The sequence below is a fragment of the Paraglaciecola sp. MB-3u-78 genome (genome assembly GCF_002835935.1).
Lineage (GTDB): Bacteria > Pseudomonadota > Gammaproteobacteria > Enterobacterales > Alteromonadaceae > Paraglaciecola.
In genome coordinates, this window is sequence record NZ_PJCF01000086.1 from 72239 (window position 1) to 84620 (window position 12382).

Consider the following 12382-nt stretch of genomic DNA (forward strand, 5'->3'; position numbering starts at 1 on the left):
TAAACTAGAGTGTTTGTGTGGCTATTTGAATAGGAGACGTTGAATCCAAGTTTCAATTAAGAATACCATTCACTATATCACTCAGTTGTTCGACCTTTGCTTTGCAGCTCGCTTAATTTAGCTGAATAAACACACCCGCGACCATTCTTTTTTGCCACACTTAACGCTTTGTCTGCGCTGGCCAACAATAATTCAGGGCTATTCTCAATTGAGGGTAATAAAGCGTAGCAGCCAATGGATAGAGTCACCATTTCGCGCTCAGCACTAGGGGCATGTGGGAACGCATGATTGGCAATATTTTTGAGTATATTTTCACCTATTTGGTTGGCACCTATTAGATCGGTATCTGGTAGCAAAATAACAAACTGGTGCTCTGTATAACGAGCAATAAAATCGGCAGTACGTCGAATCGAACCATGCAAAATACTGGCAATTTTTTTTATGCAATCATCACCCTGTGTGTGTCCAAAATGGTTGACATAAGGTTTGAATTCATCTATTTCAAGCATTAAAAGCGCCAGTGACAGTTTATTACGCTTGGCACGCAGCCATTCTACTGCAAGCTTTTCGTCTAATGCTCTAGGATTATATAAACCCGTTATACTGTCAATAAAGGTAAGGGATTGCAGCCTATCGATAGCTTGTTTATGAGCGATATGGGCTTTGGTTCTAACCGCAACAATGCGTGGGTTTACCGGTTTATGCATAAAATCTGTCGCGCCATAATCAAATATCTTTTGCTCGAAATCGGCCTCATTATGACTGGTGATAAATAGTATCGGAATATTGGCCGTTACTTCGTTTGCTTTTAGCTCACGGCAAACCTCAAAACCACTCATACCAGGCATTTCAATATCAAGTAGAATAATATCAGGCATCTCACTTTCGGCAAGTTTCAAAGCACTACAACCCGAAGTAGCGAATACAATCCGTCCTACTCCAAGAAGCGCTTTACTGGTTGCCATAATGAACGAAGGATCATCATCAACAATTAAGATGGTGGCAGAATTAAAATCACTTGATAATGTCATTGAACGCACTCCCTATTGATATTTTGAGATGAAGTAAGCAATGTTAAAGCTTGTTGAAAATGCAGGTCTTCTAACATAGATTCAAATTCCTCAAAGACTTTATTACCTAACATAAAGCGTAAATTTACTGAATATTGCTCTACTGTGTCCAGCGCCGATAACTCTTGTTTTTCTAAGGCAATAAATAGCGTCTCTAATTGCTTTTGATCCAGAGGTGTTGCATTTTCAATCGCAATTTGATCATGTTTTTTTCGTACATTTTGCTGTTGTGATAGAAACTCAGCACTGTTAATCCGTAAATTAATGAGGTTTTTTGCTACCTTTACTAATAATGGATTTATTTCACTGGCGTTGTTGCGCAAAGCTATCTCAGCTTCCCCTGCAACTTGATATAATTCCTGAGCACCGATAAGACCGGCACTGCCACGCAATTTATGTATGTGTGCTGCCATGGCCAACCTTTCAGACTCATCTAGGTTTTTTGTTGAATGACCGTCTTTAAGGGTTTCCAAATGTTGAAATTCATTAAATAGACGTTCAAGAATTGTCACAAACAACACCAAATCACCATTCAGTAAATCAGTATTGTTGGTCATGCCTTCTATATTTGGCCAACTATCACCGATGACTTCACTGTCTGTGGCGAGACTTTCAAAATTAATAATACGATGTCGATAACACTCAACCAGTTTTCGCAAAGTGTTGATTAATTTTGAAGGCTCAATAGGTTTAGTTAAAAAGGCATTCATACCTGAAGCGATTCCGCGTTTTCTTTCTTCCACTAAAGTGCCTGCAGTTAGCGCAACTACGGGTAATGTTTTGAGCCCAAGCTCTTCTCGAATATGCTGTGTCGTTTCCAGACCATCCATTTCTGGCATCTGCACATCCATCAATACAATATCAAACACATCCGGGCTTAAACGTAATTGTCTCAGAGCTGCTTTACCACTGCTTAATGTGGTCACCTTGGCACCATTTCGAATCAGTATTTGTCCAACCACTTCAAGATTTATGTCACTGTCATCTACTACTAATACATTTACCCCTGGTAACCATCTGGCTTTCAGTGCCTCGGTTCGAGTGGCTTCAAGTACTCGTTGAGAATCGTCGGTATGTTTGACAACCGCATCATTGACAGCATTAAACAACTGCGCCCCACTTATGGGTTTATATAATATTTTGTCAATCAATTGACCCGTATCTAATGCGGCAATATGCGCCTTTTCATAGGCTGAAACGACTAACACAGCGGGTAACTTTTTGTTTCCAAGATATGTGTTTAACTTAGACACAGCCTCTAGCCCATCCATTTCTGGCATATGCCAGTCAATCATTAGGACATCAGGTAACTTGCGCCCAGACTCAACCAGCGCAATCATCTCTTCAACAAGCACTACACCTGAACTGACACTCCTGACATGCCAACCTAACGCTTTAGCATAATCTTCAATCTGTTGACGGTCGATATCATCATCATCTACAACCCAGACGTACAGTGTATTTATACTAGAGTCTAAGGCATGTAGGTCTTCTTGATTGAGTACTTCAATAGGTAGTGTTAGCCAAAACTGACTGCCTTCATCAGGAATGCTATTGACACCGAGTTCACCCTGTAACAAATCGACCATACTGCTGACGATTGACAAACCCAAACCGGTTCCACCAAAATGCCTACTAGTACTAGAGTCCGCTTGGCTAAATGGCTGAAAAATACTTTTTTGTATTTCTTTACTGACACCAATTCCAGTGTCTGCCACTTCGAAGTAGACCTTAACCCTGTGTTCGGAAAGTGAATGGGATTCGACCACTTTAGCACTAAGCACTATAGTGCCATGACGTGTAAACTTAATCGCATTGCCAATCAGGTTGGTTAATATTTGACGTAACATTTTGCTGTCAGTATTTATGCAGTCAGGTAAAGTATGGCCGAGTTGAAGATTAAGTTGTAATCCCTTTAATGCTGCTTGCTCAGAAAATGCACTTTGCAGCTCTTCGAGTAACTCATGGAGCAGACAAGGCTCCTCATTGAGTTCCATTTCATTTGCTTCGATTTTGGCTAAGTCTAAAACGTCATTGACAATACCTAGTAAGGAGCGCCCAGAAAGTTGCACTTTATCCACTAGATTACGCTGTGCATCATCTAATTGTGAATCCCCAAGTAGGTATGAGAGTCCAATAATGGCGTTGAGTGGCGTACGGATTTCATGACTCATATTGGCTAAAAAAGCACTTTTCGCCAAATTGGCTCTTTTCGCTGCATCGGTTGCGTCACGCAATGAACTTTCGATACTTAGCCTTTGTGAAATATTGCGCACCGATGCGGCGACTAATAACCTATCATCAAGCTGTACTTCGCTAAGACTGACCTCAACGGGGAACAATGCTCCATCCGAATAACGACCATAAAGTTTCTCTCCATTGTCAATTAGCCAATCTATCGGATTCTTAACAATTTTTTTCACATGAGCATCATGATTTGCGGCGACATTTTGCGGGACAAGCATATTGATATTCTTGCCCATCATATATTTACGGTCATAACCAAATAAGTGTTCAACTTGTGAATTTACAAGCTCTACCACGCCCTTTGAATCAGTAAATATCATGGCTTCAGGAGATAACTCGGTGAGCCTTTTAAACATACTATCTTTGCCACGCTGAGTCTCTAATTCTAGCTCAGCCTGTGTGGCAATTATCTTGCGCTGATTGGCCACCCAGAATAAATAAACCACAATCACACTTAAAAATGTTAAGCCGAGTAATGGTAAAAAGAGGTATAAAAGTGCTAACTCTACTTTTTCATATACCTTTGATGTGAATAACGTCACCTTAAATGTTGATTTTCCACTTTTGGATGCACTTTCGGCTGACAAAATAGTGCCTGAAGGCCCTTCCCAGGTTTTAATATTTCTATTTTTCAAACCGAAAGGTGACCGAACAAGGGTGAATTCATTGTCCCATTGATAAGTCTCATTGAAGTCAGAACGGAAGGTTTTTGCCAAATCTGGATGAAATACATAATCACCACTGTGATTAATGACATAAATAACATGTTCAGGTTTTGCCAATTCAGCCAATTCAGTGAAGATGGATTTAGCATCAACATTGATAATGATTATGCCAAAGGGTGAAAAATTCTCATTAAAAACGGGAGTAGCGTAACGCAATGTCGGTCTTATAGGCGTTTCGATGACATCATTTTCCACATTGAGTTCAAGGTCAGAGACCCAAATATCTCCTTGGTTCAATGCAAGTGTTTCTTGCAAATAGGAACTATCGCTCTTGTATTGCAACTGTGCTTCGGGAACAACAAAAATACCGTTTTCTGTGCGCTCTATACGGATCAATTCTCGACCACTGGGATTAGCTCTAATTAGACGCAATTGATACACATCGGGAGACGAAACCATATAGGCTTTAAATACTTCGGCTAATTGTCCTTTCCAAGCATCGAGGGATAAAAGTGATGTTGGCTTTATTCCCGTATTCGAAGCCCGCACAATGCCTCTAACGGCTGGGGTGGATTGCAATAAGGTTAAGTTTTCATCATAGCTTTCATGCTCTCGCTCCATAATTTTCAGACTATGTTGTAGATTTTCTGTGAGATTGGCACTGGTTGATTTAAACTCTTGTTGCAAATATGACAGAGCACTGGCACCGAACAAAAACACTATTAATATGACGTAGGCTTGAATCAACCTTTTAAAAAAAAGGCTGCTTAAAAAGTAGCGAATGCCTATGGCTTTAGTCTTGTTTTTAGCTAGCTGGTCACTGTCGCGTTTGATTAAACTTATGGATAATAATAAAGCGACAATACTTGTGCTTATTAGACAAATAGTGGCTACCCAAACTGGTGACCATAAGCCCAGAGCTGCAGACATCTCAGTTAAAGAATGACTCTCTAACAGCCAATTACGTCCCATAAAGTGTATATCGCGTGTATCACTAAAGGTGGTATATTCGCTCAACACGTCTATAGAATGGGTTGCAAAAAAAGGCTTGTTTTCGGTTTTATCAGTCAACACAACAGACATTTCTCGCAGCACCGGCCCCAAATCAGCCAGTACTTTATCCACCACTAGCGGCGCATATGCCCATCCTAACGTGGCTTTTTCTCTTGCATCTGGGGTGCTCAGGTGCAGTGCTGGATCATAAATAGGTAACAGGGTTAAAAATCCACTCCCCTTCTTTCCTTCTGCTTGCACTAAAGTGATGGGGGCAGTGAGTCTAAACTTGCCATCACGGGCCGCAGCAAGCGCCGCATTACGCCGATTTGTTTCAGAGCCAATATCAAGACCTGTTGCACCCTGATTATCTTTTTCGGGGTAAATATACTGAATAATAAAACGATTTTGTTGATGTGCAGTAAGCGTTCTTATAGCAAAGTTTGGTCTTCCATCTGCACGTGCATTGGCAATAAACTTGGCTTCATAAGAAGGGCTGACATTACGTATAAGGCCAAAGCCAAGTGCCCCAGGGAATTCGCTTTTTAAATCACGAGAATTAATGTACCGTTCAAAATTTGAGCGTTTTATTTGATTGATATCTGCGGCTAACATAGCCCCACGAATACTTAGCAAACCATACTCGTATAGCTCAAAACGTTTTATGATAAGTTGTTCAACTGAGTCGGTTAATTGCTCCACACGGGACTGCATGGCAGCTGTATTTTGTTGATGTATAAACCATGTTGTTAAAATGGTGACTATGATGCCGATAAACCACACAGTCAACATAGGTAATTTTACTGACCAATTAAAATTTTTGAATACCTTTTGTGGTGTACTTATCATCGAGTGAATTCTACCTCAGGGGCTTACTTGGAAACGTTTATGTCATAAGCTATCTGTTCAAATAGTCGATGACACCAAGTTAAACTTTATGGAATACAGAATGTTTTACAATCCGTAAAAATACGCATTATGATGAAAAGATACGTTTTGTTATTAGTCTGAATGGAATGACATATTTTTTCAGTAACGTGAAAAAAAACGCTCAATCAGACCTCTGCTATGCAGATATTCACGAACTGGTGAGTGGACATGCGCGACAAAAAAATAAACCCGCTAATAAGCGGGTTTGTTTAACAATGAGTACAATTGGCATGCTGCAGAGGCTTCGTTTATCAGTATTTCATTTATCCTTCACATAATACTGACTGGTTTTACCCGCTAGGCATCCACTTTTACTTAGAAATTCCTAGTCTGAAAACTGCCTTATGATGCCATTCAGGGTTTCTTTGGCGTCACCAAATATCATTCGACAGTTAGGTTTGAAAAACAGCGGGTTGTCGATACCGGCAAAACCTGAGGCCATGCCCCGTTTGAGCACAAACACGTTTTTCGCCAAATCCGCATTGATCACTGGCATACCGTATATAGGGCTGCCTTTCATTTCTCGGGCTGCTGGATTCACTACATCGTTGGCACCAATGACCATGGCTACGTCAAAGTTTTGAATCCGCTTGTTTATTTCGTCCATTTCAAATAACTGCTCATAAGACACGTCAGCTTCAGCTAGTAGTACATTCATGTGCCCAGGCATCCGCCCGGCGACAGGATGAATGGCGTAAGCAACTTCAGCGCCGTTGTCTTCTAACAGTTGCTGTAGCTCTTTCATGGCATGTTGCGCTTGCGCCACTGCCATGCCGTAGCCAGGGATAACTACCACTGATTGCGCCGCTTCGAGCACGTAATACGCATCTTCGGCTGATAGTGGTTTAACTTCCCCCTCTATCACCATGTCTGTTTTGGTCACTGGCATAAACCCACTAAATAACACATTACTTAAGGAGCGATTCATGGCTTTACACATGATGGTGGTCAGGATAATCCCGCTGGCACCTACCAACGAACCGGCCACTATCAGGATGTTGTTATGTAAAGCAAAACCGGCGGCACAAGCCGCTAGCCCAGAGTATGAGTTGAGCAGTGAAATAACCACCGGCATGTCTGCGCCGCCAATGGGTAGTACCAGCATGATGCCGAATAACAAAGCAAAACCCATAGCCGTATACAACACCACATTAAAGTCGATGTTTATGCCAGCTAGCATTGTAGGCTGAGCCACAAATAGATAAGCAGAAAAGATAATCGCCAGTACCAGTAGACTATTAAACACCGCCTGACCGATGAACGTAATCGAACGACCAGAAATACGCTCACTTAGCTTTGCCCATGCAATCAAACTGCCGGAAAAGGTCACACCACCAATTAACAAGGCCAAAAATGTCACTATCATAGTGAAAGCGGTAAATTCACTATTAGCCTCAACCGTTGCCCAAGCAACAAACAAACTGGCGAGGCCACCGATACCGTTTAGCAAGGACACCATTTCAGGCATGGCAGTCATGGCTATCATCCTAGCGGCAAGCACACCTAATATGCTGCCTGCTAACATAGCAATGGCTATCACCTGAAAGCTAACAATGTTGTTGTCGAACATAGTGACAACAATCGCAATGAGCATCCCAATGGCAGAAAGCAAGTTACCCTTGCGAGCTGACGAAGGATGGCCTAGCAGCTTTAAACCAAAAATAAATAAGGCAGCGGCGAGCACATAACTGAAGTTGATCACGAGATCGGTTGTAGTTGTTTCTATCATCATAGTTCCCTACTGCTTTTTCTTGAACATGGCGAGCATTCGGTCAGTCACTAAATACCCTCCCACCACGTTTATAGTCGCCAAAAAGACCGCGAATGCTCCAAGATAAGTGGAGTATTCTCCCATGCTGTCACTACCAGCTAAGGCCAGCGCCCCTACAACTGTGATACCAGAGATTGCATTAGCACCAGACATCAAAGGCGTATGTAATGTAGCAGGGACTTTTTGAATCAGTTCAAAACCAACAAAAATTGACAGTAGTAAAATAAATACTAAATATACGGCGTCCATTAGAATCCCTCTTTTTTACTTGTGGTTTGATTATTAGCCTCATAAACAGACTTAAGCATGGCATTCACTACTTGCCCTTGATGAGTAATGATACAGCCAGACTGAACTTCGTCTTCAAGATCCAGCTTAAAAACATTGTCTTCTTTGTGCCAAAATTCGCTGATTAAATTAAACAGGTTGTTGCTGTACATTTGAGTGGCATGTTTGGCAACCCCATTTGCCCAATATCCAGTGCCTATAATGGTCACCCCATTATGCTGGATAATTTCACCGGCTATGGTGCCTTCGACGTTACCGCCATTTTCAGCGGCCATATCAACTATCACACTGCCAGCTTGCATCGATTCAACCGTTTTTAGGTCGATGAGCATGGGGGGGTTGCGCCCAAATAACTGAGCTGTGGTGATCACAATATCTGACTCGGCAATACATTTAGCTTGTTCCCGTTGCTGAATTTGCATTTGCTCTGGTGTCAAAGCCTGAGCATAACCCTGCCCTGTCTCACCGGTTTCACCTAAATCGATATGCAAAAACTTGGCACCCAAGGATTGCACTTGTTCAGCTACCACAGTGCGAGTATCGAATGCCGTTACACTGGCCCCTAAACGTTTAGCCGTAGCGATAGCTTGTAAACCTGCCACCCCAGCACCTATTACAAATACTTTAGCGGGCTTAAGGGTGCCTGCTGGTGTCATCATCATAGGTAAAACACTATCAAGTTGATTAGCCGCTTGCATCACCATAACATAACCAGCCAAACTGGCCTGAGAACTGAGGGCATCCATCTTTTGACAGCGACTAATGCGCGGGATCATTTCCATGCTAATGCTGGTGATTTCGTTGTCGCACAGACTGGCTACAAAGCCCTTCTCATTAAATGGGTCTAAATAGCTCACGATAAGCGTGTTGGGTTTTAAATGACGGAGATCATCGGTACTAAGTTTATGCAAACTAGGCACAATGTCAGCATTGGCTAAGATATCAACGCGACTCGTCACAATCTCTGCCCCAGCCGCTACATATTCTTCATCACTCACATGGATATGCTTACCGATACCGGCTTGCACATGCACAGTAGCACCCAATAATTTGTATGCCTTAACGTTTACTGGTAACACAGCACAACGTTTTTCCTGTGGCTTAAGCTCAGCAGGGAACCCAAGAATTGTCATAGAAACCTCAAAAGTTAATGTACTTTAATAAATATGGCTTATTTAAGAGTAGAATGTAAATTCATAGTATTTATAGTGGGTATGAAATTGGATGCTGTTTAGCGAACGAATAAGGAAACAGCCATCATTTGACATTAGTATTACCAGTGGCCATTTTTAAATCTAATTTTTGTTGTATTTATGTTATACGTTGTACCTACCGCTCAAATATGGGCTTAGGCTAGCCTCATAAGCCTACAGACACAGGTTTATTAATATTTCTACTGGTCGCTGCTGATCAAAATTTCATTACCAATAATAATTACAATATTATGTCATCTCAAAATGTATATTTATGTGATTTAACTGATAAGATCTGGTTTATTTTTTTAAAGGTATATTGTGAAATCTTCGCACCCACAACACATTCGAGCAAATTTCTTACGCAGACTAGCTGCCATGGTGTATGACGTTTTAGTTGCTGTTGCTGTCGGCATGTGTGCGGCAATGATAATGGTAGTAGCTATGTTGATACTAGTAGAAAATAATATCTTGAGTAATCAAGGTTATGAGGGTTTTAGTGAGCTAATGCAGCATTCCTTTGCCTACAAACTAATCCTGCAAGTTTGGGTAGGTTTATGGGTAGTAGGCTTTTTCTTGTGGTTTTGGCGAAATGGTGGTCAAACTATAGGTATGAGAGCGTGGCGCCTACGTTTATTTAGTACCAATGACAAACCTTTTGGTTATAGACGCGCACTGTTGCGTTTAATATGTTCATTTGGCGGATTAGGTACTATTTTAGTGTTATTCGATTTCAAATCTAAACAATCATTGCAAGACAGGATCGCTAATACTGAAATATTGGTGCTTAGCAAAGAAGATAACCATCATTCATCTTGGGGCAAGATTCAAGAATAAATGGGCAGACGCTAGCCTTTCCTTTGCAACATATAGATTGAAAAAGCAGCAAATACTAAGCTGGGTAAAGCCGCCCCCATAAACGGCGGCAGATGGTAAACCAAGCTTAAAGCACCAAAGACTTCATTACTCACAAAAAATCCAAAACCGGTTAACACCCCTAAGATGACTCGCGCACCCATAGTGACGCTGCGTAACGGCCCAAAAATAAACGACAAAGCCATTAACAACATTACACCCACAGATAAAGGTTGCAGTACTTTTCGCCACAGGGCCAACTCGTATCGACTTGGATCAAGACTGTTATTATTACTATAGTTAACATACTCAACTAACCCCCGAATCGACAGCGCTTCAGGTTTGACTGTTACCACGCCAAGTTTGTCTGGTGTGAGTGTTGACAACCACACACCTTTTTCAAGTTGCTTGAATCGGATCCTCTGATCGCCAATAAAGGTGTATTTGACTTGCTCTAATTGCCAACCCTTCTCGCTATAATTCGCCTGCAAAGCACTGGTGATTTGTCTTAGCACCAGATTCTCATCGAACTCGTACACATTCACTTTACGCAAAGTCTTGGTATCGACCACTTCACCGATACTAACGAAGTTCTCACCATCCTTTGCCCAGGTTATTTTGTCAGAAGCAAATAAGCTACCGCCAGAAATAGCCTGAGTACGAATTTCTTTCGCTTTTGTTTCTGTAACAGGAGCCACCCATTCACCGATAAACATCACAAATAACATCATTAACAGAGCTGATTTCATAGCAGAAGTAATAATATTCCATCGGCTTTGACCGGCGGTTTGCATCACAACCAATTCGCTGTTGCTTGCCAAGATCCCCATGCCTATTAACCCTCCAATCAGGGTAGCCATAGGGAAAAACTGTTCTAGCTCTCTGGGTAAACTAAGTAACACATACACTGAAGCGACGGTCATATCATAACTGCCACGCCCTACCTGTTTCATTTGTTCAATAAATTTAATTAAGGCGCTCAAGCCTACCAATACACTCAAACTCAGTGCAGTTGTCGCCAACAATGTCTTAGCGATATACACATCGAGTATTTTAAACATGGACATCTCCTTTTAATCGAGCGCGCAGCTTTACGCCAAAAGGTCGCCCTTTTAGTAATAATGCCGCTCCAATAGATAACAGCACTGCATGCACCCACCATAATCCAAGCTGAGGAGGTATATTGCCATCTTCCAATGCCTTGCGGCCCGCCATTAGCAGCATAAAATAGCCTAGGTATAGCATCAATGCAGGAAACATTTTCCCGAAGCGACCTTGTCTAGGATCAGCGGCACTGAGAGGCACCGCAATCAGTACTAAAAAGGGTAGCGATAAAGGAATGGCAATACGCCAATGAAGTTCTGCTAGAGCATCTACCGATGGGTCCGATATCAAGTCGGCGGTTGGATAGGCACTTAATTTTCTGCGCTTTTTTTCAGGCTGTTGTTCGGCAATTTGAATTTGATACTCTTCAAACTCAACAACGCGATAATCTTGCCTACCCACTTCACCTTCATATTGTTTGCCTTGGTTAAGTATCAGTTTTTGGGCGCCATTTGCTTGCTCTTGTATGCCTCCGCTGTTGGCATAAACAATTCGCACGTTTTCAGAATCGGAGTCATTATCTCTTTGTGCTAGAAAAACTTTTCTTAAGGGGCTTTGACTATTATCGATGTCATGTACAAATATCACCGCTTGCTGATTGGCAGTTTGTTCGAAACGTCCAGGTATCAAGCTTGTTAGGCCACTTTGTGCACCGACCTTTTCTTCAAGTTGATAAGTACTTTCAACGGATAAAGGCGTTAACCACAGCGTTAAACCCGCTGTGAATAAAGCCATAAAAAAAGCAAGGATCAGCATAACACGGGTGATATACCATTCACTGATGCCACATGCCCGCATGACAGTCATCTCACTGTCGACGTACAGCCGGCCATGTGCCAACATAATGCCCAGAAAAAGGCTGAGTGGTAACACTATTGATGCTAAAACCGGCGAATACAGAGCCAAAAAACCTAAAACTAAGCCAGCAGGGATTTCACCTTCTGACGCATCAGCCAATACTCTGACAAATTTCTGTGTAATAAAAATAGCCATCAACAGCATAAAAATTGCCAGTTGAGATTTCAAAGTTTCTTTCATTAAATAGCGGAAAATCAGCACAACACATCCAAGGGAAAGTAGTATTTTTAGTGGCACTATGGGAAATTTTAAGTAAACTTAACGTTTTCACAAGTTTAATTTATAAATTGTACGTATTTAAAGCACTCAGCCACGATCTTATTTACAGATTATGTCCGGCTGAAGTTAATCTTACAATAATATAGCTGTATTACCCAATGTCACCTTTAAATTATTCATTAAAAGGAA

At 41.6% G+C, this 12382-nt stretch carries 8 protein-coding genes; 1 reads left to right on the top strand and 7 read right to left on the bottom strand.

What is annotated here, in order from left to right:
• Positions 1-77 precede the first annotated feature (77 nt).
• The 5 genes from CXF95_RS26725 to CXF95_RS26745 all read right to left on the bottom strand — a co-directional run bounded on the left by CXF95_RS26725 (position 78) and on the right by CXF95_RS26745 (position 9097).
• Positions 78-1031, bottom strand: coding sequence for a diguanylate cyclase domain-containing protein (locus CXF95_RS26725; RefSeq protein WP_101201462.1), 954 nt, complete (start codon positions 1029-1031; stop codon positions 78-80).
• Positions 1028-5824, bottom strand: a complete 4797-nt coding sequence (locus tag CXF95_RS26730) for a CHASE domain-containing protein (protein WP_101201463.1) — start codon at positions 5822-5824, stop codon at positions 1028-1030. Before CXF95_RS26730 ends, CXF95_RS26725 begins: the two co-directional genes overlap by 4 nt.
• A gap of 406 nt (positions 5825-6230) precedes the next feature.
• Positions 6231-7634: an NAD(P)(+) transhydrogenase (Re/Si-specific) subunit beta gene (locus CXF95_RS26735; protein ID WP_101201464.1), complete on the bottom strand. Its 1404-nt coding sequence runs from the start codon at positions 7632-7634 to the stop codon at positions 6231-6233.
• Between the two features lie 9 nt (positions 7635-7643).
• The gene (locus tag CXF95_RS26740) at positions 7644-7925 is read right to left on the bottom strand and encodes an NAD(P) transhydrogenase subunit alpha (protein WP_101201465.1); all 282 of its coding nucleotides are present in this window, start codon (positions 7923-7925) and stop codon (positions 7644-7646) included.
• The gene (locus CXF95_RS26745) at positions 7925-9097 is read right to left on the bottom strand and encodes an NAD(P) transhydrogenase subunit alpha (RefSeq protein WP_101201466.1); all 1173 of its coding nucleotides are present in this window, start codon (positions 9095-9097) and stop codon (positions 7925-7927) included. Before CXF95_RS26745 ends, CXF95_RS26740 begins: the two co-directional genes overlap by 1 nt.
• A 438-nt stretch (positions 9098-9535) precedes the next feature.
• Here CXF95_RS26745 and CXF95_RS26750 point away from each other — a divergent pair, with 438 nt between their 5' ends.
• Positions 9536-9994: an RDD family protein gene (locus tag CXF95_RS26750; RefSeq protein ID WP_101201694.1), complete on the top strand. Its 459-nt coding sequence runs from the start codon at positions 9536-9538 to the stop codon at positions 9992-9994.
• Positions 9995-10005: 11 nt separating this feature from the next.
• On the opposite strand, the gene lptG is transcribed toward CXF95_RS26750, so the two are convergent.
• Positions 10006-11073: an LPS export ABC transporter permease LptG gene (gene lptG, locus CXF95_RS26755; RefSeq protein ID WP_101201467.1), complete on the bottom strand. Its 1068-nt coding sequence runs from the start codon at positions 11071-11073 to the stop codon at positions 10006-10008.
• On the bottom strand, positions 11066-12175 hold the full coding sequence (gene lptF / locus CXF95_RS26760) for an LPS export ABC transporter permease LptF (protein WP_101201468.1): 1110 nt from the start codon (positions 12173-12175) through the stop codon (positions 11066-11068). The genes lptG and lptF overlap by 8 nt, the downstream gene beginning before the upstream one ends.
• Positions 12176-12382 lie beyond the last annotated feature (207 nt).

Bases quoted from the DNA above. Each gene is read 5' to 3' on its own strand.
- CXF95_RS26725 (WP_101201462.1), bottom strand. From the start codon at position 1,031: ATGACATTATCAAGTGATTTTAATTCTGCCACCATCTTAATTGTTGAT.
- CXF95_RS26730 (WP_101201463.1), bottom strand. From the start codon at position 5,824: ATGATAAGTACACCACAAAAGGTATTCAAAAATTTTAATTGGTCAGTA.
- CXF95_RS26735 (WP_101201464.1), bottom strand. From the start codon at position 7,634: ATGATAGAAACAACTACAACCGATCTCGTGATCAACTTCAGTTATGTG.
- CXF95_RS26740 (WP_101201465.1), bottom strand. From the start codon at position 7,925: ATGGACGCCGTATATTTAGTATTTATTTTACTACTGTCAATTTTTGTT.
- CXF95_RS26745 (WP_101201466.1), bottom strand. From the start codon at position 9,097: ATGACAATTCTTGGGTTCCCTGCTGAGCTTAAGCCACAGGAAAAACGT.
- CXF95_RS26750 (WP_101201694.1), top strand. From the start codon at position 9,536: ATGGTGTATGACGTTTTAGTTGCTGTTGCTGTCGGCATGTGTGCGGCA.
- lptG (WP_101201467.1), bottom strand. From the start codon at position 11,073: ATGTTTAAAATACTCGATGTGTATATCGCTAAGACATTGTTGGCGACA.